20 protein-coding genes are annotated in these 23,430 nt (G+C 47.2%); 9 read left to right on the forward strand and 11 right to left on the reverse strand.

Annotated features, from left to right (window positions below; all coding sequences use genetic code 11):
• Window positions 1–3 precede the first annotated feature (3 nt).
• Window positions 4–2,544: a S8 family serine peptidase gene (locus ABF87_RS12980; RefSeq protein WP_160829543.1), complete on the reverse strand. Its 2,541-nt coding sequence runs from the start codon at window positions 2,542–2,544 to the stop codon at window positions 4–6.
• Between the two features lie 720 nt (window positions 2,545–3,264).
• Window positions 3,265–3,744, reverse strand: a complete 480-nt coding sequence (locus ABF87_RS12985) for a hypothetical protein (protein ID WP_160829544.1) — start codon at window positions 3,742–3,744, stop codon at window positions 3,265–3,267.
• A 519-nt stretch (window positions 3,745–4,263) separates the two neighbouring features.
• Here ABF87_RS12985 and ABF87_RS12990 point away from each other — a divergent pair.
• The 5 genes from ABF87_RS12990 (at window position 4,264) to ABF87_RS13010 (ending at window position 9,335) form a co-directional block, all read left to right on the forward strand.
• A complete protein-coding gene (locus ABF87_RS12990; RefSeq protein ID WP_160829545.1) occupies window positions 4,264–4,536 on the forward strand; it encodes an exodeoxyribonuclease VII small subunit in 273 nt (90 codons plus the stop codon).
• Complete coding sequence (locus ABF87_RS12995; protein ID WP_160829546.1) at window positions 4,526–5,419, forward strand: polyprenyl synthetase family protein; 894 nt, start codon at window positions 4,526–4,528, stop codon at window positions 5,417–5,419. Before ABF87_RS12990 ends, ABF87_RS12995 begins: the two co-directional genes overlap by 11 nt.
• Window positions 5,420–5,453: 34 nt before the next feature.
• A complete protein-coding gene (gene dxs, locus ABF87_RS13000; RefSeq protein ID WP_160829547.1) occupies window positions 5,454–7,307 on the forward strand; it encodes a 1-deoxy-D-xylulose-5-phosphate synthase in 1,854 nt (617 codons plus the stop codon).
• A 54-nt stretch (window positions 7,308–7,361) separates the two neighbouring features.
• Window positions 7,362–8,165, forward strand: a complete 804-nt coding sequence (gene folE2, locus ABF87_RS13005) for a GTP cyclohydrolase FolE2 (RefSeq protein ID WP_160829548.1) — start codon at window positions 7,362–7,364, stop codon at window positions 8,163–8,165.
• A gap of 87 nt (window positions 8,166–8,252) precedes the next feature.
• On the forward strand, window positions 8,253–9,335 hold the full coding sequence (locus ABF87_RS13010; protein ID WP_160829549.1) for an ADP-ribosylglycohydrolase family protein: 1,083 nt from the start codon (window positions 8,253–8,255) through the stop codon (window positions 9,333–9,335).
• Between the two features lie 186 nt (window positions 9,336–9,521).
• Here the strand turns inward: ABF87_RS13010 and ABF87_RS13015 are convergent, their stop codons facing one another.
• The 3 genes from ABF87_RS13015 to ABF87_RS13025 all read right to left on the reverse strand — a co-directional run bounded on the left by ABF87_RS13015 (window position 9,522) and on the right by ABF87_RS13025 (window position 12,623).
• A complete protein-coding gene (locus ABF87_RS13015) occupies window positions 9,522–10,073 on the reverse strand; it encodes a hypothetical protein (RefSeq protein WP_160829550.1) in 552 nt (183 codons plus the stop codon).
• Window positions 10,074–10,232: 159 nt separating this feature from the next.
• Window positions 10,233–11,771, reverse strand: coding sequence for a murein biosynthesis integral membrane protein MurJ (gene murJ / locus ABF87_RS13020; RefSeq protein ID WP_160829551.1), 1,539 nt, complete (start codon window positions 11,769–11,771; stop codon window positions 10,233–10,235).
• A gap of 123 nt (window positions 11,772–11,894) precedes the next feature.
• Window positions 11,895–12,623: a hypothetical protein gene (locus tag ABF87_RS13025; RefSeq protein ID WP_160829552.1), complete on the reverse strand. Its 729-nt coding sequence runs from the start codon at window positions 12,621–12,623 to the stop codon at window positions 11,895–11,897.
• 360 nt (window positions 12,624–12,983) lie between these two features.
• Between ABF87_RS13025 and ABF87_RS13030 the strand changes: the two genes are divergently transcribed.
• Entirely contained in the window at window positions 12,984–13,193 is a 210-nt protein-coding gene (locus ABF87_RS13030) for a hypothetical protein (protein WP_240143680.1), read from the forward strand.
• A gap of 32 nt (window positions 13,194–13,225) precedes the next feature.
• Here ABF87_RS13030 and ssb read toward each other — a convergent pair whose 3' ends face one another.
• Window positions 13,226–13,675 carry a single-stranded DNA-binding protein gene (gene ssb / locus ABF87_RS13035; protein ID WP_160829553.1) on the reverse strand — a complete coding sequence of 150 codons (450 nt, stop codon included), beginning with the start codon at window positions 13,673–13,675 and terminating at the stop codon, window positions 13,226–13,228.
• Window positions 13,676–15,061, reverse strand: a complete 1,386-nt coding sequence (locus ABF87_RS13040) for an MFS transporter (RefSeq protein WP_240143681.1) — start codon at window positions 15,059–15,061, stop codon at window positions 13,676–13,678.
• A 66-nt stretch (window positions 15,062–15,127) separates the two neighbouring features.
• On the opposite strand from ABF87_RS13040, the gene uvrA reads away from it, so the two are divergent.
• Both uvrA and ABF87_RS13050 read left to right on the forward strand, forming a co-directional pair.
• The gene (uvrA, locus tag ABF87_RS13045; protein WP_160829554.1) at window positions 15,128–17,956 is read left to right on the forward strand and encodes an excinuclease ABC subunit UvrA; all 2,829 of its coding nucleotides are present in this window, start codon (window positions 15,128–15,130) and stop codon (window positions 17,954–17,956) included.
• On the forward strand, window positions 17,943–19,214 hold the full coding sequence (locus ABF87_RS13050) for a glycerate kinase (RefSeq protein ID WP_160829555.1): 1,272 nt from the start codon (window positions 17,943–17,945) through the stop codon (window positions 19,212–19,214). The genes uvrA and ABF87_RS13050 overlap by 14 nt, the downstream gene beginning before the upstream one ends.
• Here ABF87_RS13050 and ABF87_RS13055 read toward each other — a convergent pair.
• From ABF87_RS13055 to ABF87_RS13065, 3 genes are all read right to left on the reverse strand, one after another.
• Window positions 19,198–19,506 carry a hypothetical protein gene (locus ABF87_RS13055; RefSeq protein WP_193568016.1) on the reverse strand — a complete coding sequence of 103 codons (309 nt, stop codon included), beginning with the start codon at window positions 19,504–19,506 and terminating at the stop codon, window positions 19,198–19,200. The two genes, ABF87_RS13050 and ABF87_RS13055, sit on opposite strands and share 17 nt — an antisense overlap.
• Before the next feature lie 256 nt (window positions 19,507–19,762).
• Complete coding sequence (locus ABF87_RS13060) at window positions 19,763–20,212, reverse strand: hypothetical protein (protein WP_160829556.1); 450 nt, start codon at window positions 20,210–20,212, stop codon at window positions 19,763–19,765.
• Window positions 20,213–20,346: 134 nt separating this feature from the next.
• A complete protein-coding gene (locus tag ABF87_RS13065; protein WP_160829557.1) occupies window positions 20,347–21,570 on the reverse strand; it encodes a porin in 1,224 nt (407 codons plus the stop codon).
• A gap of 437 nt (window positions 21,571–22,007) precedes the next feature.
• On the opposite strand from ABF87_RS13065, the gene ABF87_RS13070 reads away from it, so the two are divergent.
• Window positions 22,008–23,012, forward strand: a complete 1,005-nt coding sequence (locus ABF87_RS13070) for a L,D-transpeptidase family protein (protein WP_160829558.1) — start codon at window positions 22,008–22,010, stop codon at window positions 23,010–23,012.
• Window positions 23,013–23,073: 61 nt separating this feature from the next.
• Here ABF87_RS13070 and ABF87_RS13075 read toward each other — a convergent pair whose 3' ends face one another.
• Entirely contained in the window at window positions 23,074–23,352 is a 279-nt protein-coding gene (locus ABF87_RS13075) for an Lpp/OprI family alanine-zipper lipoprotein (RefSeq protein WP_160829559.1), read from the reverse strand.
• Window positions 23,353–23,430 lie beyond the last annotated feature (78 nt).

A 23,430-nucleotide genomic window follows, 5' to 3' on the forward strand; every position in this document is an offset into this window, starting at 1 on the left:
GCTTTATTCCTTTAGTGACCAGATATTGGTACTAAAGTTGGAGACCGACTGGTCATAGCCCGTGAGAATCACAATCGCATTGCAGGAGCTGCACGCTGTGGCTGTGGCGGTAAACAAAGGAGGGCCGGAAATGGCTTCAACCCAGGTATTGCCATTGAAGTATTCGCCCGAAGTGCCAGCGCTGGCGCCAAACAGTGCGTGATGCTTGCCTTTATAAAAAGCGCCAGCCGCACCCGCGCGACTGCGTTTCAGATTGGCGATCGGTGTCCAGGTATCCGTTGCGGTATCGTATATCTCGGCGACATTTTGCTCACAGCCATAGAAATCGCACGAGAAACCGCCCGTCACTGTCACTCTCGTATCGCTAGCGGATACGGTAGCCGTTGCATACGATGCTGGAGTGGGCTTGGCAGTACCTGTTGACCAGCTATCGTCTACCGGATCGTAGATATAAGTGGTATTGAGGATGCTGGATAGGTTGGAGCCGCCGAATACATATAGTTTGCCATTGACAGACACTATCGCTGCTTGCAGCAACGGTTGAGGTAGTGGTGCGCCGGTGCTCCAGGTTTTGGTTACGGTATCGAATATTTGCACGCTATCCGACAACGTTCCGGTATAAGGCTGGTAGCCGCCAACGACATAAATCTTCGAACCCACCGCAGCAGATGCGGTATTGCTGAGAGGAATCGGCATTGTCCATTGTGAACTCATCGTCGAAACAAAATTGGAGAGCGCAACCGACTCGACCGTACCCGTGATGCCCCAAGGCGCTTCACCGCCTATCACCCAGTATTTTCCTCCTACTCTGGCGCTGCTGGCCCAGGCGCGGGGTATCAGCGTTTGCCCCACGACGCTGGGTTTGAAGGAGGCCTCGAAACAGGCTCCGACATCGCCGATATTATTGTTGGCGGAAATGACTTTCAAAGTACCTGCACCTAAGTTACTGGTTGCCAATTTGGCTCGAATGACGGTATTCGACCAGCTTAGCACGGTCAGTGCTTTGCCATTGAAGTCGACTTTACCGCTGGCGGTGCCGAAATTATGACCCGTAATGGTAATGGTATCGCCCGGAATAGCGGATGAGGGTGAGATTTTCCATATGGTTGGCTCGGTCATTGCGCCTGGCTGTAGTGCCTTGCGCAAATTTGCGCGGCCTTGACTTACGCTAAGCCGGCTCATCGAGGCAGGTTGATTGACACTATTCATTACTGCGCTTTTGATCGATCTCCAGTTTTTTTCGGGTGAATTTGCCCACACCATTGCAGCGATGCCGCTGATATGCGGCGTAGCCATGGATGTGCCGGAAAGAGTGTCATATTCATCGTTCGGCATGGTACTGAGAATACCGTTTCCGGGCGCAAAAACATCCACGCTGTTGCAGCCGTAGTTCGAGAACCAAGCTTGATCGTCACTCGCGTCACTGGCGCCGACGGAAATAATGTTGTCAACGTTGTAGCCGGCAGGATAAGAGATTGAATTGTCGGTATTCAGGAAATCATTTCCGGCAGCAGCTACAAATAAAACACCTAATCCTTTAGCGATTGAAATGGTATCGAACAGCGCCTGAGAATAACCTCCGCCGCCCCAGCTATTGCTCAGAATCATGCGTGTGTAATTATTGGTGCTTTTTGCCACCAGCGCATAATTGATCGCGTCAATGGCATCGGATGTAAAGCCGAAGCCATCGTCACAGAGAAATTTGAGCGCCATGATCTTGGCTTTCCACGCTACCCCTGTCACGCCGATGCCATTATTACCTTTGGCGCCTATCGTGCCGCTGACATGCGTGCCATGAAAATGGTCATCCGCAGGATCAGCATCGTCATTACAGGTATCAATGCCATAGACATCATCGATCCAGCCATTGCCATCGTCATCGACGCCATTGCCGGGAATTTCCTTTGGATTTTTCCACATGTTGGCGCTCAGATCCTGGTGAGTATAGTCGACGCCGGTGTCAATCACGGCAACAATGACTTGACTCGCATCCGTTCGAGTAGCCCAGGCTTCTGGTGCGTCGATATCGGCATCGGGGGTACCGCCAAACACCTGGCCGGTATTATGTAATCCCCACAATTCAGAAAAAAGCGGATCATTGGGTTGGGTAGCGATCGCGCGCACTTTGTAGTCAGGTTCGGCGTACTGAACGGCACCGCTGCGATACAGCATCTCAATTGCTTTGCCGGCAGCCAGAGGTGTTTGCACGACCTGTGCGCCAATATTTGCAAAGTTTTTAACTACCTTGCCTTGAATGGCGCTGAGTGCTGATATCGCAGTTGAACCGAGGTTTTCAGCCGCATTTTCCGCTGACTGAAGTCCATTAGAACTTGCTGCAGACTGATTCTTGAATTTAACAATGATCCGGTGAGGGGAGAATTCTATCTTTGGTTTGGTGGGGGAACCGGTTGATTGAGGTACAGTTTGAGCGGTGAAATTGGGAGTTTTACCCTTCGGAATGGGTATGGTCTGAGCATGAGCCGCTGTGCTGAGGCTATATGCCAGCAGGGTAAGGCCAAATATTTTTATTTTTGCGCAATTCATACATCTCTCCTGTGAAGAACAACGATAGTTCAAATAAGTGATCTTTTGAAAATGCTCACGGAAAATACCAAAACACATACAAGCAAGTGATCATGAAGCGTTCATTTTTTTCTCCTTTGTCGTGGTGGAGTGAATAGCGATGTTCTTTGTCGTATGTAAAATAATTTCTTGAATGTGTGGGTAAAATCCTACTGTCCTAAAAAACCTGATGTTAATGCGTATGCTCGGTAATTATCCACTATGAGTGTTATCTGAGTATGTTTTTCAGGGAGTGGCTGTGACTTATTTCACTAAAATGCCGTGATGCAGCATATTATGAGGATTATCTCTTGGAGAAGAGGGAGGTGGGCTAGATGATTTACGATTGATTGCGAGTCGAATGATGTACTCGAGTCATGAGATTGAGAGAAGAATCGGTGCATCCATTGTAGAGATCTAGGTTGTCGCTGTTGTTCCGGAATGACTGTACTTCCATCATCGTACTTCAATTTCAACTACAGAACTTGATTGCAATTGACAAAGGCGAGATCGTGCTTAGCTAGGATCTTGAATGCTCAGAAACGCGTTCTAAGGAAACGTTGAAAACTACTTGCCCGACCAGATTGAGTGCCAAGCTGCGCTAGAATCAAGCTCAAATGAGCCATCTGTCATTTGTGAGCTATGACTTTCAATACTTCCTCCTTGCCTATTCGTCGTTTCTTGCTAATTTTTCAACGTTTTTTAGCGTGATGCATGCTTGAGCAAATTTTCCACAAGCTGATGAAAGACTACTTTCGGATCAGGTTCTGCAGAAGTTGTTGATGAATCATTGGCATTGCTGGCTGATGAAGGCTGCCCGGCAGCGCATTGCTCATCGGAAATGGTGCGGCAGAAATCGCGGAATTTATTCCAATCGGTGTTATAGCTGAGCAGTTGATCCTGGGGAATGAAGACACGCAGGACTTCAAAATTTTGCTGCATCTCGGGCAATCGTGAACAAAGATAGGTATTGATATTGGGGGGCCAGCCTTTATGCTCCGGATACAACCACGCTAATTCTGTTTCAATGGTATATCGAAAATTGTCAATTGCGCTGGCGCGGCGTTTGCGGTTGAGAATTTCCACAAAAACCGCCACCAATCCCAATAATCCAAATAAAACGAACGGCCATAAAGGCACTGTTTCAAAGTAGCTTGAAATTTGATTGATATTTTCGTTCAAGGTCGTCTCGATGTAAGTAAATTGCAAGAAGAATTACGCGACGGCGTTCTGGGAATACTCAGAAAAACGCTGCCCTCGTTAGTTTAATCAGAGTTTACGTCATCTGAAACGAATGAACACGTCATCAAGGTTTGAAGAAGAGCATTCTTCATCGCATTAACGATATGTTAAAATTCAACTCATGAATTTTAGGGTCAAGGACAACCGTCGACCGTATAGTCAGTGGACCGTATCTTGCCATAGTGGAGCAAAGGTATCAATAATGATATTTTGTTTGCACCCATGCGGATAAACACCCGTCAAATAGAGATTGTCGATATTCGAATCAATGAGCGCTCATCATTTAACCTTCAAGAAATACCCAGCATGAACTGACCAACCTTCTCTTCGACGGTTTTGAAGGGCAATGACTGTTTGGACTTAAATTTGAATTGACCGAATGCCATTAGTTGCGTTATTTTTGTCCGTTTAATAATAGAAGCACTTCATTTCTATTCATTTTGAGTGTGTGCTTAATGTATGGTCAAGAATTCAAAAAATACTGCTTTGTCTCAACCCAAGACTTATGAAGCCCCTGAAAGTTATGAAGCGGCTTCCGCTGAGTTGGAAAAAATTGTAGCTGCCATGGAGGCAGGTCAGATGTCTCTGGAAGCGTCTCTGGCAGCTTATCAGCGAGGTGCCGAATTATTGCACTATTGCCAGAACAAATTGCAGGCTGCACAGCAACAAGTGAAGATACTCGAAGCTGATATGTTGAAAAATTTCTCACGGCCTGATGCTGATGATCGCTGATTTCCAGAATTGGACCAATCATAGTCAGGCACGTATCGAAACCTTCCTGGAATCCCGCTTACCTGGGGCGGATTGTGTTCCCGTACGCCTTCATAAAGCCATGCGTTATGCAGTACTGGGAGGAGGAAAACGGGTGCGACCGCTGTTATCATTCGCAGCCGGCGAACTCGCCAGTGCAGATATCGAGCGTGTAACTGTAGTAGCGGCAGCAGTCGAGCTTATCCATGCCTATTCACTGGTACATGATGATTTGCCTTGTATGGATGATGACGTTTTGCGGCGCGGCAAATCGACCTGCCACATAGAATTCGATGAAGCTACAGCGTTATTGACGGGCGATAGTTTGCAAACCCTCGCGTTCGAGATATTGGCGGAGAAATGCCTATCGGATGATCCGCGGACTCAATTGGACATGGTTGCTCAGTTGGCGCTTGCTTCGGGGTCGCGAGGCATGGCAGGGGGGCAAGCATTCGATCTGGACAGCGTAGGGAAGACGCTGAGTTTGCCTGAACTTGAATTCATGCATATTCACAAAACCGGCGCATTGATCCGGGCTGCCGTGATGCTGGGCGCGCGTTGCGGCAGTCAATTGAATGAAGAACAATTGACCAGGCTCGATCATTTTGCCAAATGTGTCGGGCTGGCGTTCCAGGTGGTGGATGATTTGCTTGATGCCGAAGCGACAACCGCCACTTTAGGTAAAACCGCCGGTAAGGATGCCGAGAATAATAAACCTACCTATGTCAGTATTCTCGGCATTATTCAAGCACGTGAACTGGCTGAGAAACTACAGCATGATGCCTATGAAGCCCTTGATGGTTTTGGTGAAGCCGCGATGCGCTTGCGCCAAGTAACCGATTTTATTATTAAACGAAAATTCTGAGTTCTCTCTATCATTAATTTTTTTCAGGTCTTGAATGTATCCATTGTTAGATACCATTAACTCGCCTTCTCAGTTACGCGAGCTGGAACAAAAAAAGTTACCGCAATTTGCCAAGGAATTACGCAACTTTCTGGTTGACTCGGTAGCAAAAACCGGAGGGCACTTATCTTCCAATCTGGGAACGGTCGAACTGACGATCGCGCTGCATTATGTGTTCAATACCCCGCATGACCAATTGGTGTGGGATGTTGGGCATCAGACTTATGCGCATAAGATACTGACAGGCAGGCGAGAAGGTATGGGAAAGCTGCGCATGCATGGAGGCATTGCCGGATTCCCGCGGCGTGACGAGAGTAATTTCGATGCTTTCGGCACGGCTCATTCAAGCACGTCGATCAGCGCTGCGTTGGGAATGGCAGTCGCGGCGCAATTGAATAAAACCGATCGGCGCGCGATTGCAATCATCGGCGATGGCGCCATGAGCGCAGGCATGGCCTTTGAAGCATTGAACAATGCAGGGGTGATGGATGCCAATTTACTGGTTATCCTGAACGATAACGATATGTCGATTTCCCGTCCGGTCGGTGCGTTGAACAATTATTTGGCGAAGTTGATGTCGGGTAGATTTTACGCGACGGCGCGGCGCGCGGGTGAGAAGGTGCTTGGCGTTGTGCCACCGGTGCTGGAGTTGGCCAAGCGAGCTGAAGAACATGTCAAAGGCATGGTGACGCCCGGCACATTATTCGAAGAATTCGGATTCAATTATATTGGGCCTATTGATGGTCACGACCTGGATGTTCTGATTACTACGCTGAAGAATATCAAGCATCTGGACGGCCCGCAGTTTCTGCATGTGGTTACCCGCAAAGGCGCAGGCTATCCAGTTGCTGAAGAAGATCCAATTTTATATCATGGTGTTGGCAAGTTTGATCCGAAGAAAGGCATTGTCAGCAAGCCTAATGGAAAACCTGCCTATACGCAGGTTTTCGGAGATTGGTTATGTGACATGGCGGCGCGCGATACGCGATTGATTGGCATTACTCCGGCCATGCGTGAAGGGTCTGGACTGGTGCGTTTTTCTCAGGAATACCCCGAGCGCTATTTTGATGTCGGGATAGCAGAACAGCATGCGGTGACCTTTGCCGCAGGCATGGCTTGTGATGGTCTGAAGCCGGTGGTTGCCATTTATTCTACTTTTTTGCAACGGGGATACGACCAATTGATTCATGATGTCGCGATCCAGAATCTGCCAGTTGTATTTGCTATCGATCGGGCGGGCTTGGTCGGAGCCGATGGACCTACGCATGCCGGCAGCTTTGACCTGTCGTATCTGCGGTGTATTCCGAATATGGTTGTGATGGCGCCTTCCGATGAAAATGAATGCCGGCAGATGCTGTACACAGCGTTTCAACTGGATGCTCCGACTGCAGTGCGTTACCCTCGAGGAACTGGGCCGGGCATAAACGTTCAAAAGAAAATGCAAGCACTACCCATCGGCAAGGGAGAAATTCGGCGTCAAGGCGAAAAAATTGCGCTGCTGGCGTTTGGCAGTATGGTAACGCCCTGTCTTGAAGCTGCGGAAGAACTCAATGCAACGATTGCGAACATGAGATTCGTCAAACCCTTGGATGATGAGTTGGTGGCATCTTTGGCAGCGAGTCATGAATTATTGGTGACTGTGGAAGAAAATACCGTGATGGGTGGCGCCGGCAGCGCCGTCACCGAGTCACTCAACAACCAGCACATCGTCGTCAAAGTCTTACAACTCGGACTGCCGGATGTTTTCATCGATCAGGGTGATCACGCGCAAATGCTGGCAGATTGCGGACTCGATAAAAAAGGTATCATTACATCAGTGCAAGCAGTTTTTTCAGGCGAATCCTCATAAATTCTTTATCATAAGTACAGCGCCGAAAATTTCTTCGTTGCACGGGAGATCACTATGAATAAACAAATAGATTTACCTATTGCAGACGTGCAGAGTTCACCGGATACCCGGCGTATTGCAATCGACAGAGTGGGTATCAAGGCCATCCGTCATCCGGTCATTGTGGCCGATAAAGATGGCGGGGTGCAGCATACGATTGCAGTGTTTAACATGTACGTCAACTTGCCGCATAATTTCAAAGGCACGCATATGTCTCGCTTCGTCGAGATTCTCAACAGCCATGAGCGGGAAATTTCGGTCGAATCCTTTCAGGTCATTTTGCGGGAAATGATCGAAAAACTGGAAACCGATTCCGGTCACATTGAGATGACGTTTCCTTATTTCATCAATAAATCAGCGCCGGTTTCTCAGGTAAAAAGCTTACTGGATTATGAAATAACTTTCATTGGAGAGATTAAGAACGGTGAATATTTCTTCACCATGAAAGTGGTCGTTCCGGTGACGAGTCTGTGTCCATGTTCCAAGAAAATATCCAATTATGGCGCACATAATCAACGATCGCATGTCACCCTATCGGTGCGTACCAACAGTTTCGTGTGGATCGAAGACATCATCCGGATTGCCGAGACGAATGCTTCTTGCGAACTCTATGGTTTGCTGAAGCGGCCGGACGAAAAGTATGTCACTGAAAAGGCGTATGACAATCCAAAATTTGTCGAGGATATCGTCAGAGATATCGCCGAAGTTCTGAATCACGACACCCGTATCGATGCTTATATCGTTGAGTCGGAAAATTTTGAATCGATTCATAATCATTCAGCCTATGCGCTGATTGAGAAAGACAAAAAGAAACACTGATTTTCTCATCATTGCTGATCATTGATTGCAACGCGCAAGCTTGAGCGGATTCTTGGAATTTGAGTTTGCAATGGAGCATGGTTTCTCATGATTGAATCAACTGTTGTGCAGGATCGTGCAGCTGGTGCCATCATGGGTGCATGGATTGGCGATGCGCTGGCGCTCGGCCCGCATTGGTATTACGATCTCGCCGAGCTTCGGCGCGATTATGGAGAATGGATCACCACCTATACCGACCCCAAGCCCGGCCGCTATCACAGTGGACGAAAAGCAGGCCAGCTTTCCCAGGCTGGGATTATTCTAAAGCTGATGATGCACTCCCTGGTTGAGCAGGGCGAATATAACGAAGCGGATTTCTGCCGCCGTATGGATGAAGATCTGTTTCCATTCATCGACGGTACGCCCATGAATGGGCCTGGCGGTTATACCAGTCAATCGATCCGGGAAGCATGGCGGCGGCGCGTGGAGCAGCAATTGCCGTGGGGACGAACGGCCGGTCATGCGGATGACACCGAGGCGATCGAGCGCACGCTGGCGATCGCTGTCCGCTATGCATTTCAGACTGCTGAGCTGGCTATGGCCGTTGCTAATAATTGCCGCCTTACTCAGATCGATGATACCGTGATTTCAATGACGGTTGCCTATGCAGCGGTGCTGGGTATGCTGGTGCAAGGACATGCCTTGGATAGCTCGCTATCGGGCAAGCTAATGGAACTCGTGAAGTCGGGTCAATTGCCGTTTCATGCCGTTACCTTTGCTGATTTGCAACCGCCGCGTCCAGGTGATCCGGATCCTCCGCGCGCCGGACGATTTGCTTCTCCTGACGCGCTGCTCACCCCATCCTATATGGCGAGAGCCGCAGCGGATCCCAATATCGTGATTGAACCTGCGTGGAAAGTGTCGATTGTGTATGGCATGCCATGTGCAATTTATCATCAACTTCCCGCGGCTTATTATCTAGCTGCTCGTTTCCGGAGCGACTTTGAGTCTGCTGTTCTGCATGCGGTAAACGGTGGTGGACAGAATCAGGCGCGTGCCATTCTTACGGGGGCACTCGTCGGTGCTCAGGTGGGACTATCGCGAATTCCGCAACGATTTCTCGAAGGGCTAGAGGACGCGGAGATGCTGCAGCGTCTTGCGTTGGAATTGGCTTCTCAGATGAGAGATTGACGGAAATTACGATGCCGGTCACGATGTTGTAATAACGAATGCTTTTTGAATGGCGATGACCACAAAACCGATTTCTGACAGCATCGTCGATTTTGATAAATGGAGTTTTTTATAACGAAGAGTTAATCCGAGGTAGCCTACGGATCCCAATCAGCTTGGAGGATTGTAATACGCTGTATTATCTCATTATTGTGGTGTAATTTTAATAACGCGGTAGGCTTCAATTCCACCCTGAAGTCGCCGCCCCATCAGGTATGTCGCGTCTTGGTACTGCCATTCTACGAGCAAACCATTTTCATCACGCCCTGCTTGCTTTACCGATATTGCCTTGCCACGCCTTTCCAGCACGGTGTCGGCAAGTGTGCCAATAGTCACTGACTGTCCGGCTTTAGATATACTTTTGCTTGGCTGGGGGGAAGAAGTGACTGTCTTTTCCTGCTTTCCGGCGACCTTTTCGATTTGTCTTACTATGTAAGCACCAATACCGTCTTTAGGGGGACCGTAAGTAATAATATAAGTAGTATCGGCATCTTTATAATATCCTTTGCTAGTGTCTCCATAACTGTAACCTGATGAAACGAATTGGTCGGCTTTGATCCTGCTCTGAACGATATCGGCTCCTTCTCCAACCTTGATGGCCTTACCTTGAATTATGGCTTGTTCAACCTTTAGGGTTCCCCCAGCATGACTGATAGAGGAAATGCAGAATATTAGAAATAGTACAATCGTTATTTTCACTTCGAAAATCCTCCATCGCTTAATGCCAAAAAAATTATATGTTTCTGCTTATTTATCATGAATTTCAGAAAGGAGTAAGGAGTGATATTTAATTTTATAAGAGGAGAGTTTAAGTATGTCACATCAAAAGATAATCGGTCAGTCAACGGGGCGAGAATCTTATATGGCCTGCTGCTGGGTAAAATCTCTCAGCCGAAAGCCAAGCAGCCATAGTGCGGCGAAATAACTGGAGGCACCCGCCAGAATGATCAGACTGAGCCGCCCGGCGCGCGTCATGGCGGAATCAGCCAGCCATGAAGCACTGCTTCCGGTTGTAAACCACAGCACAATACCCATGACTGTCACAGCGGCGATGATCTTCAAGAAAAAAATCAGCCAGCCCGGCTGCGGCTGATAAATCTCATGGCTGCGTAACTGGTAATACAACAATCCGGCATTAATGCAGGCTCCAAAGCCAATCGCCAGCGCCAGTCCGGCATGCTGAAATGGAATGATGAAGGCCAGATTCATCAATTGCGTGGCAATCAATGTGACGATGGCAATTTTCACCGGCGTTTTGATATTTTGGCGGGCATAGAATCCCGGTGCCAGTACCTTGACCAGAATGATTCCCGGTAAACCGATACTGTAGGCGATGAGGGCTTCGCGCGTCATCAAGGCATCGTGGTCAGTAAAAGCGCCATGATGAAAGAGCGTCGTGACAAGAGGTATCGCCAGAAAAGCCAATGCGAGCGCAGCCGGCAATGTGAGCACGATCGTCATTCGCAATCCCCAATCCAACAAACGCGAGTACTCTTCAGTGCTGTTGCTGTTGTAATGTTTGGCTAACGAGGGCAGCAGAATCGTGCCCAATGCCACGCCCAGCAGCCCGGCGGGAAATTCCATCAGGCGATCCGCATAGTAAAGCCAGGAAACGCTCCCTGTCACCAGTAATGAAGCAAAAATGGTATTGATGAGCATACTTACCTGGCTGACCGACACACCAAAAATTGCCGGCCCCATCAACTTGATCACCCGCCAGGCGCCGGTATCAGGATTTTTGAAACGGACGCGGGGTAATAATTTCAGATGTAACAGAAAAGGCACTTGGAAAACGAGTTGTAAAGCGCCGCCGATAAAAACAGCCCACGCCAACGCCAGGATGGGGGGCTCGAAAAATGGCGTGAGCCACAGTGAGCACGCGATGAATGAAATATTCAATAGCGCCGGTGTGATGGCCGGGACATTGAATTTTCCATAGGTATTGAGGATGCTTCCCGCCAGTGCTACCAATGAAATGAACAGAATGTACGGAAAAGTGATACGCAGCAGCGCCACCGTCAAGTCGAATTTTTCAGCATCAGCTGAAAATCCAGGCGCGCTGGCATAAATAATCAAGGGTGCCGACACAATACCGATGATTGTGACGATGATCAGCGTGATGCCCATCAGCATTGTGATGTGATCGATGAGCGCTCGGGTGTCTTCAGGTGTGCGGGTATTCTTGTATTCGGCGAGTATTGGTACAAACGCCTGAGAAAAGGCTCCTTCCGCAAATAACCGGCGCAGCAGATTGGGAATCCGGAAAGCTACGAAAAAAGCATCGGTTGCTATTCCCGCACCGAAAATTCGAGCAATCAAGATATCACGCACAAAACCAAGAATGCGTGAGATAAATGTCATGCTGCTGACGGCAGCGAGGGCTTTGAGTAAATTCAATGCGATTTAAATCGTGGTGCGAGCTGAGAAAAATGAATGAAAGATGCTGACATAGGGTTGATTCTAGCCTGGATTAATCGAAATGATGTCCACTGAATCTGGGCTAGAAGCGGACTGGCTGATTCAAATCTTGAAAAGATGCCCCAGTTTCTTGATTAGGCCTTCTTCAGACCACTGCCACTGCAGACAGTACTCCGCGCCTACGATCGGGTTCTTGATATCGGCTTCGATTTTAGTTTCTCCGGTAACCACAGGAGGTAACAGGGATTCTTCAGTTCCCTTGTATTTACAGAATAACCGTGCGGAAGAAACGGGTCGTCCTTTGGGTAATTCAACAGCCAAGTGCAGCCTACGGGTATCGTTGTCGACAGTGTGGGACAGGAAACCTTCGGTCTGCGTGAATGCATCTTCATACTCATACGATAACGCTAAGTCTAAGCCTCTGATCATATTGATTTCAGGAGGAATCTTCATGCAGACGTGATAGCTGCCGTTTTCTTTGATGGGTTCGTCAAGATGACCGTTATTGATCTGGAAATTGCTGACGCTGCCGATCGCTCGAATATGTCTGAACCAGTATTCTGAGTTGCCACTATGACAGGATGTCGTTTTTTGCGTTTGCGTCAACGTTGCTTTGCTGCCGCCAGTGTCATGAACCTTGAGTATTTTTTTTAAGTCATCAATGGTAAAGGCAAATTTGTTTTGTCTGAATTGGTCAACAATTAATAACGCTCCACATACCGCAATGATTATTCCAATAACAACAAAATTCGTTAATAAGGCAATCAGCACTCCAATTATCGTCAGTGCTGAATTAATATAAAAAATAAGCTGGTTAGATTTATCAAACATCAGAACTCCTCATACGCTAACATTTTTTATTCTATTTTTCGAAGCGGAGAGTTTATCAGAGAGAAGGGCGCAAAAGAAGCAACCAAGCCGCAAGATCGTCGTTAATTTGTACAAAAATTGTGCTGTGTTACGAATTCAATCTAATATTGAGCTACATTGATCATGAAAGGAAGAATTAACTCATTCAAGGAAGTTTCTCATTAAGACTGACAATTCGATGCTGTGCTTCAGAACGAACATAAAGTTTCTTCAGAGCAGGGAATATCCTAAAGTTTGATTCGTTAGCGTCGTTAAATCAAAACAATAGCATCACCCAAAGATGATACCCAAAACTTAATAGATAAACTTGCCTGGAAATAAATGATGAAAATTCTTGTTAATTTCAAATCTGGATTTAAGCAAATATTTATTGTACCCAAATCAATGTTGGCCGTTGAGTTTAGAAACATGGCCAGAGAAATTGGCGGCAATATTGATAGTATTGAATTTTCGTTACCATCTCGTCGCTCATCCAATTCTTCTCAATCGGAGCCAGCAAACGGCGTGCTTCGGTTACCGGAAAAATGCTGATATCGTTTTGCTTCAGCAATTAGGTGCATTAGTTAAAAGGGTATATCGTCATCCATATCGTCAAACCCATTGCTGCCCTTAGATGAAGAAGATCGATTGGATATGGAGTGATCTTCTTCTTGATCAGGTGATTCAAAGCTGCCGCTTCCTGATCGACTTCCCAGCATTTTCATGTCATTCGCAATGATATCTGTGGTGTAACGTTCTGCTCCATTTTTATCAGTCCATTTTCGAGTCTCCAACCGGCCTTCGATATACACAGAACGGCCTTTCTTCAGATATTCCCCTGCAATTTCAGCCAACTTTCGATAAAAGGTGACGCGATGCCATTCGGTTTTTTCTTGTTTCTCGCCATTCTTATCCTTCCAGGTATCGGTAGTTGCCAAGGTAATGTTAGTGACCGCTTCGCCATTCGACATATAGCGGGTCTCAGGATCTTTTCCTAAGTTACCAATGAGTATAACTTTGTTGACTGATGCCATTTATGTTTCCTCCTTCAGTAATTTGATTACTTGTTCCTCATCAAAGCCTTGCATGTCAACTTTTAGATAAGCCACTCTTTCATTCACCAATACCAAGACTTCATTGACACCCGGTATCGCTGCGAGCTGACGGGATAGTTCTTCAGATTGATCTGCTCCCATTTCGTGCACAGAATACATTCTTGACCGCACTGCAGCAGGTGCTTTCATTGTGATGGCACAGACGATCCATAGTATCAGTAACGACCCGCAAAACGTATACAGGGCGCTGCTTCCATATGCGCCAAATAAATGGCCTCCGAGAGAGGCACCGGCAAAAGCGCCGAGAAATTGAGTGCTGCTATAAATACCAATGGCCGTTCCTTTCGCGCCAACTGGAGCGATTTTAGAAATCAGGGATGGCAAGCTGGCTTCGAGTAGATTGAATGCTGTGAAAAAAACCAGCAATGCAATAGCTGTGCCCCAGATAGAGTCGGATGTGGCAGCCAATGAAATCTGTCCAATCAACAACAACGTGATCGAAGCAATAAAGACAGGCTTTAATTTAGCTTTTTTTTCGGAATAAATGATGACCGGAATAATGAACACGATCGATAATATTAAAACGGGTAAATAAATTTGCCAATGATCGTTCGCCGCCATTCCTGCTTGACGTAACGTCAGGGGCACCACTAGCCATAACGCCATCAGCGTCGCATGCAAGGCAAAAATACCATAATTCAGGCGTAATAATTGCGTATTCCTCAATACGCCTGCGAAACTGGATGGTGAAGCTTCGGTATCAGAATGAAAGCGGCTGATTTGAGGGTCAGGAATGACTTTTTTGACGACAACCATTGCCATGAGTGCCAAGATACCCGTCATCGCGAAGATGCCTGGCACGCCTATCCATTGATTCAGAATGGGGGCGGCAATCAATGACAGCGCAAATACGGTGCCGATGGTCATGCCGATCGTTGCCATTGCTTTGGTGCGATGCTCTTCGCGGGTTAAATCCGCAGCCAAGGCCATTACTGCGGCCGAAATTGCCCCAGCACCTTGAATGATACGTCCTAATATTACCCAGTAAATATCGATTGCCATGGATGCGATGAAACTGCCCATTACAAATAAAATAAGTCCTAAATAAATGACCGGCTTACGGCCAATTTGATCGGACAGCCAGCCAAAAGGAATTTGCAGAACAGCTTGTGTCAAGCCATATGCACCCAGCGCAATACCGACCAAGGTGTAGTTGTCTCCGCCGGGCAAGTCTTCAGCGTAAAACGCGAATACCGGTAAGATGATGAATAGGCCAAGCATGCGCAGCCCATACACGCCAGCCAGGCCGACTGTGGCACGTACTTCTGCCGGAGACATTTTTTCAGAAGAAATTGAAGCAGACATGAATCAGGTTGTGATATTTCTAAAAAGTTGGGTATATTAACAGGTTGATTCATACATAGATAGCTAATGGAATCCATAAAAATCCGGGGTGCTCGCACCCACAATCTGAAGAATATCAATCTCGACCTGCCACGCAATAAGCTTGTAGTCATTACCGGATTGTCCGGTTCGGGTAAGTCCTCCTTGGCGTTTGATACGCTGTATGCGGAAGGTCAACGCCGCTATGTGGAGTCCCTGTCAGCCTACGCACGGCAGTTTCTGCAGCTCATGGAAAAGCCCGATGTCGATTTGATCGAAGGACTGTCACCAGCAATTGCAATCGAACAGAAGGCAACCTCGCATAATCCTCGTTCGACGGTGGGCACGGTGACCGAAATTCATGATTATCTGCGCTTGCTTTTTGCGCGCGTGGGCGATCCGCTTTGTCCGGATCACAATATCATGCTGACGGCGCAGAGTGTCTCGCAAATGGTCGACCATGTGCTGCAGCTTCCGTTGGATACGCGTTTGATGATTCTGTCGCCGCTGATCGTGGAGCGCAAAGGTGAGCAGGCCGAGTTATTCGACGAGTTGCGTGCTCAAGGGTTTGTCCGTTTGCGGATCGATGGCGAAGTGTATGAAATCGATGCGCTGCCTAAATTACAGAAGACCAAGAAACATACCATCGAAGTGGTCATCGACCGATTGAAAGTATCACCGGAAGCAAAGCAGCGGCTCGCGGAATCATTCGAAGTGGCGTTACGCCATTCCGACGGGCGAGCGATAGCCGTTGAAATGGATAGCGGTCGGGAAAATCTTTTTTCCGCTAAATTTAGCTGCCCGGTATGCAGCTATTCATTGGCTGAACTGGAGCCTCGCTTATTTTCTTTCAATAATCCGCTCGGTGCCTGTAGCAAATGCGATGGCCTAGGACAGATCACTTTTTTTGATCCAGCACGGGTGGTCGCTTTCCCGCATCTTTCGCTGGCAGCCGGTGCAGTAAAAAACTGGGATCGGCGCAATCAATTCTATTTTCAATTGTTGACGAGCCTGGCGGAACATTATCATTTCGATCTGGAGACACCGTTTGAGCATCTGGAGGAATCGATACGGAATATTATTCTGTATGGTTCAGGCAAGGAAAAAGTACATTTTTCTTATTTGGCTGAAAATGGCCGCAAGCATCAGGAAACACATCCATTCGAAGGCATCATTCCTAATCTGACGCGACGTTATAAAGAAACAGAATCGCAAACCGTGCGCGAAGAATTGGCAAAGTACCTCAATGCGCAAACCTGTCCCGAATGCCAAGGCACCCGATTGTGCCGTGCTGCGCGGCATGTGCATGTTGCCGGGCAAGCGATTTACCACATTAGTGCTTTTTCATTGAAAAAAGCACAGCAATTTTTTGATCATGTTGAGCTATCGGGTCACAAGCAATCCATTGCGGAACGGATCATCAAGGAAATTTCGAGCCGCTTGCAATTCCTCAATAATGTCGGCTTGGACTATTTATCCCTGGATCGGTCGGCGGATACCTTATCGGGTGGTGAATCCCAGAGAATTCGCCTGGCCAGTCAGATCGGTTCAGGACTCACCGGCGTCATGTATGTCCTGGATGAACCTTCGATTGGTCTTCATCAGCGCGATAATGGCCGTTTGCTGGATACCCTGAAAAATCTGCGCGATCTGGGCAATAGCGTCATTGTCGTCGAGCACGATCAAGATGCCATACAAATTGCGGATTATGTGGTTGATATGGGGCCTGGAGCAGGTGAGCACGGTGGTTCGGTGGTTGCGCAAGGTAATCCGCAAGCCATTCAACAAGATGAGGCATCGTTGACAGGCAAGTATCTTGCGGGAAAATTGTCGATTAGTCTGCCTGAAAAACGGTATGCTCCAAATACCGAACGGATATTGCGAATCGAGGGTGCGTCTGGAAATAACTTGAAAAATGTCACGCTCAATTTGCCCGTGGGGCTGTTCGTCTGCGTGACCGGGGTGTCTGGATCGGGTAAATCAACGCTGATCAATGAGACATTGCACCGCGCTGTGGCGCGCCATCTCTACGCCAGCAACGCCGAACCCGCAGCTTGCCAAGTGATCGAGGGTCTGGCGTTTTTCGATAAAGTCATCAATATGGATCAAAGCCCGATCGGCCGCACGCCGCGTTCTAATCCTGCTACCTATACCGGTTTGTTTACGCCGATTCGGGAATTATTTGCCGGCGTGCCCCAGGCGCGCGAACGGGGCTATGCGCCCGGGCGTTTTTCGTTCAATGTGAAAGGGGGGCGCTGCGAAGCGTGTCAGGGCGATGGCGTGATCAAAGTCGAGATGCATTTTCTGCCTGATATCTACGTCACATGCGATGTTTGTCATGGCCGGCGATATAATCGGGAAACGCTGGAGATTCAGTATAAGGGCAAGAATATCAACGAAGTTCTGGAAATGACCGTAGAAAATGCTTTCGAGTTTTTCTCGGCAGTGCCGGTCGTTGCGCGTAAGTTACAAACGTTACTGGAAGTGGGGTTGGGCTATATCACGCTCGGTCAATCGGCTACCACGCTGTCCGGTGGGGAAGCCCAACGCGTCAAATTATCATTGGAGCTTTCCAAACGAGATACTGGCCGGACGTTGTATATTCTGGATGAACCGACCACAGGCCTGCATTTTCAGGATATCGATCTGTTGTTAAAGGTATTGCACAGACTGAGAGATCATGGCAATACGGTGGTTGTCATCGAACATAATCTCGATGTCATTAAAACTGCTGATTGGATCATCGATCTGGGTCCCGAGGGCGGCGATGGCGGAGGGCGCATCATTGCCGAGGGAACCCCGGAAGAGATCGCTGCCGATAAAAACAGCTTTACCGGCTATTATCTGCAACCCATGTTGAACGATGACACCGCGTGACCATTTAGTGGAGAGCTTCCTGAGAGCGGTAAAAGCGGCTGATCCACGGCATATCATACCAACCCATCTTCCCCATCCGCCGAAAGGCCGAACCGTCGTGGTGGGCGCCGGCAAAGCGGCTGCCGCAATGGCGCAAGCGGTCGAAAATGCGTGGCCGGCTGATGCGCCGCTTGAAGGCTTGGTTGTGACGCGATATGGTCATGCGCTGCCCACTCAGAGAATACATGTCGTTGAGGCGGGCCATCCCATTCCTGACGAGCAGGGCGAGCGGGGGTCGCGAACGATCTTAGCGTTGGTAGAAAAACTGAGATCGGATGATTTGTTGCTGTGCTTGTTGAGCGGAGGAGGTTCCAGCTTGCTGGCCTTGCCTATCGATGGCGTTTCCTTGGGCGATCTCAAGGATGTGACCCATCAATTATTGCGATCTGGCGCGAATATTCAACACATTAATATCGTGCGCAAACATTTATCGGCTATCCAGGGCGGGCGGCTTGCCGCGGCGTGCAAAGCGCCGATTCTGGCGCTTATCGTTTCCGATGTGACGGGCGATGATGTCACGCATATCGCTTCCGGGCCTTGCTCGCCTGATCCATCAACGTTTGCCGATGCCTTTGAAATATTGCGTCGTTACGAAATAAACATTCCGCCAGCAGTCAGGGAAGTTTTATCTGCAGGGGTCAAAGGGAATATCGATGAGACGTTAAAACCGGGTGCCTCTCTGTTTGATCGCGTTGACCATCGAATCATTGCGAATGCACGCCAGTCTTTGGCTGCAGCCGCGGATTACTTTCGAAATCTCCAGATTATGCCTTTGATTTTGGGTGATACGGTGACCGGCGAAGCTCGGGAGATTGCTAAAAGCTATGCTGCATTGAGCAAAGAGATTCATACCTATCCGCAAGCTTTGAAAGCACCGATCGCGTTATTATCAGGGGGGGAAACGACAGTTACCGTCAAAGGTAAGGGGCGCGGAGGACGTAATTCGGAATTCTTATTGTCCCTGCTGCTGGCGCTCGATGGACAGGAAGGAACCTATGCACTAGCCTGCGATACGGATGGATTGGACGGGAGTGAAGATAACGCCGGTGCACTCATTACTCCCGATTCAGCGCTACGCGCGCGCAAGCTTGGCCTGCAGGCGACAGCATTCTTGAACAATAATGACTCCTATGCCTTTTTTCAACGCTTGAATGACTTAGTCATTACCGGTCCTACGTACACCAATGTGAATGATTATCGGGTTATTCTTGTTCTCTAATCAATCGGTTGTCGACCATTGTATCTGGCTGGCGATTCCGCTCGATTTGAACGGACGATAGGATCAATCCTTGCTGAAACCAGCGATTGATGACATATTCATAGAATTGTTGATTTCTGGTAATCGTGTACGTCAATGCCAAAGCCTTACCTTGCTCGGTTAACAGCACATGACCCAGATCCAGCGCGTTATTCTGATTCTCTGGGAAACCTATTTTTGTGGGTCTTCCACAATAAAAAATTCTCGTGTGCCTTCCGAAGCCTTTTTTAATGAATCCTTGTGGTTCAATCATAATTAAACCTGCCGACTCTAATCGTTTTAATGTGGATGGAGTAATTCCTTGGTCGGAATAGATGGGATGATCGAGGTCGAAAATCAGCGGCAGTGGTTCACCTTGTATCCATATGAATTGGCATAGTATTTCGAAAAGTTGATCGTCTGTGGCAGAATTGCCGCCACAGTTTCTATCTGAACTTTTCTGAGAGCGAGTAATTTTGTGGGTAATAAAATGATGCAATAATGACAATACATTGCGCATTTACATTGGCCTATGAATCTCTTGGTTTTTCTCCGGCAGTTGCTGCATGAGTCTCTGTTGATTGGGTTTCAGTTGGGATTGTAGGTTCCGATGAATTTTCTTCGATTGGAGTTGAAGGAGAGGTTGCTTGACTCTTTTGCTTAGCGTCATCCTTTATTTTTCGAGCTTTGATTTCCCTGTTGATTTCGGCAAGAAACGCAATATTGTCCTTGCGCTGCTTTTCACTTTTGTACCAACTGGCGCAAGTAATGGTACCCATAATGATCAGCACGACATTCATGACGTCTACGCCGTCAAAGAACATGAAGGCGAAACCTGTCGAAATGGCAAAAGCCCCTAAAAAGGCGGTGAGCAGCCATAATTTTGAACCGGATCCTGAGCTATTTATTTTCTTACTCCAAGCTTCCAGGTTATCGCGTGTTGAGATCAATTCGTCATCGGTCCATTTTTTCATGCTCATAATTACAGAATCTCCATTGGTAGTCTCGAGGTTTTATCGAAGTATAAATTCCCCACCTCAAAAAGACTAATAAGATTTTTCATCGCAATAAAAAAAGGCACCCTTGGGTGCCTTTTTTGTGAGGTCAGCTTCGATTAGAAGTTGTGACGCATACCGACTGAATAGGTGTTGGCATCTCTTAGCGGATTTGCGATATTTTTATCATCTATCATCGCGCGTTGGTAACCGCCGAACAAGCTGGAGCGCTTGCTGAGGTTGTGGATTAAACCCACCGTAAATTGGCTGACTTCACGTTTTGAAAAAGCGCCTAAAGAATTAGTGGTTGAATTTGCTTGGGACATACCGCCTTGAGCAACGATGCTGGTATTACCCCAGTCATATTGTCCGCTTGCAAACCACAGATGACCATCGCCGCCAAGGTGCATGGCTGATGCGCATTGCCCTCTGGAATCAGTTGGTTGTCCATTTCCGGTCACTGGATTTCCTAACGCAGCTGCAGTAGTACAGGTCGCTGCGCCGACTGCATTGCTGACTCGTTCGTATTGTCCACTCAGTTTGAAGTTTTGGAAGCTCCACATTGCACCGCCACGCCAAACATGCTCATTGTTATTTAAGCCCAAATTGGTTCTTTGGCGGGTGCTGATGTTATCGCGAGAATAACCACCGAATACGCCGAGATTGTGACCGCTGACATGAGCTTCGTATTTACCGGCGACTTGGAAGTCCCATTCGCCATCTTCACCACCAGAATTGGCAACACTTCCACTATTAGTGCCAGTTGAGCTATAAAAATTTGCTGGATCCAAACGATTGGAGTCACCTGGCATAACGATACCTGCAAAGCTGAAGCCCTCTACTTTAGGTGAATCATAACGTGCAGCGCTGTTAACGAAACTATTTGCACCTGATCCTAGGCCATTAGCAGAAGCAGTCATCGTGCCACCGCTGCCAGCTGCCTGCAGAGTCGTGTAGGCGAACGGATCAATGGTCATACCACCGGCAAAATCTTTAAATGGAGATTGAACCCGGCCGAATTTAATTTCACCCCAGCTATCATTTGCCAAAGCGACCCAGCGTTCCCGTGCGGTTCCGAGATTACCGCTACCGGTATTGAAACCCATTTCAAAATGAGCTTTCGCTTTTAATCCGCCACCGAGATTTTCAGTAACATGCAGACCCCATCTGGAACGACCGGTATCATCACCAATCAGAGCTTGGCTACTTTGCTTGTCACGATTGACTGTGGCATACTCAGCTTGAACACTACCAAAAATAGTTACATTTGTACCTTGTGCAGACGCAACCATTGGGGCTGCAAGTGCGCCGGCTACTGCTAACGAAATCAGTTTCTTCTTCATGCTGAAGTTCTCCTTTAATGTTAAAAACGACTGGGGCCGTCTACTTTGCCTTGCTACATTCTCGTGAATGTACCCCGTTACTCGGACCTTCCAGGCGGAAGGTTTGATTGGATTGTGCCTAACCGTGTACTAGACTGCAACAAAAACAAGCATTTTTTGTAATTTAGATAACTCATTTGTTGTAAATAGACAACAACAATGTTGCTTTTATAACACTATTCTATATTTTATATTTATAATTAATATGTTATTTGTATTGTAAGAATAAAAGAAGTTATGAATATTATCTGGATAGTTTTATGATAAGAATTCTTCGAATGGCTTTTGGCTCAAACTGTATTTTCTAGGTTGACTAGGTTGAGTATAGGATTTCAGTTATCATTCGATTTTGATCATGTCACTATTGCTATTCGTAACATTATTATTAAGAAATGTTTATGTATAGATTTACTCTGGTTCTATGGTTTTTGGTGTTTTCGAATTTTGCGGTTTCTTTTGTGCGAGCAGAAACATGGGTACTTCCTCCGCCGGATATTGACATCTTTGGTCAAATTCGCACAACTCACGCAAGTCGTGAAGAAACGCTATTAGACATAGCTCGCCAATACGATATCGGTCAAATTGAAATTTTATTGGCGAATCCGACTGTTGATCGATGGTTGCCTCAGGATGGTGCAAAAGTCATTTTGCCAAATCGCTATATTATTCCTCATGTTGAGCGAAAAGGATTGGTGCTTAATTTGCCAGAAATGAGGATTTACTACTTTCCAGAATCGGGTAAGGGAGAAAAGCCAGTGGTGATAACTCATCCAGTGGGTATAGGGAGAATGGACTGGGTAACTCCATTAGGTATTTCAAAGATAGTTGAGAAGAAAAAAGATCCGACGTGGATACCACCAAAATCACTACAGATGGATCGAATAGCAAATGGTGAGCAGCCTTATCCCAGCATAGTTCCCCCGGGTCCCACCAATCCTCTCGGGCGGCATGCCATGCGTCTTAGTATTGGAGGTGGAAGTTATTTGATACACGGAACAATTAAACCCTTTGGAGTAGGGATGAGGGTTTCGGCTGGCTGTGTGCGTATGTATCCAGAAGATATTGAAGCATTATTTGATAAAATACCTATTGGAACGCAAGTGCATGTAATTAATCAACCCGTTAAGCTAGGTTGGCTTCTAAATTCGTTATTCATTGAATTGCATCCTCCATTGGAAGAGGATGAGGCGAAATATGCCGACTATAAGCAAATGACTATTAACGCTATCAATGATTTTTTAGCATTAAAGAGTAGCAAGAAAAATATGCCTGAAGGTTTCGAAGTTGATCAAGAAGCTTTGAGAAAAGCAATTATAGAGAAAAGTGGTATACCTGTTTTAATTTCACGTATGCGCGACCAAATTCAATTACATACGCAAAACGAGAATTTTATTGGAGAGTAAAAAAACAAAACCCCTTTAAAAGGGGTTTTGTTTTGGTGGGATAGCAGCTAAGTTCCACCTATTATTTATGCATTGCTTTCTTAAACATCCGATCAATTTTTGATTCAGTTTCAATTGAGCGTCTGTTCGCTTCATCAGCAAGGCGTAATGCATCATTTGCTTTAGCGCTAGCAGCGGCTGCTTCTGCTTTAGCGGCAGCAGCATCAGAGGCAACAGCATTAACTTTTGTTTGCAATTCTTCTAGCTGACCAGTGGTTGCACAGCCTGTTAACCCAATAAAAGCACCTGCCATTGCTGCTAGTGTTAACATGCGAACTGGATGCTTGATTTTTTCTTTCATTCCGATCTCCTCAGTATTTTATTCTATTCAATGCGCATAAACATCAGCCACTTAACTAGCCGCTGAAACATCAATATT

This window comes from Nitrosomonas sp. JL21, from assembly GCF_009833095.1.
Taxonomy (GTDB): domain Bacteria; phylum Pseudomonadota; class Gammaproteobacteria; order Burkholderiales; family Nitrosomonadaceae; genus Nitrosomonas.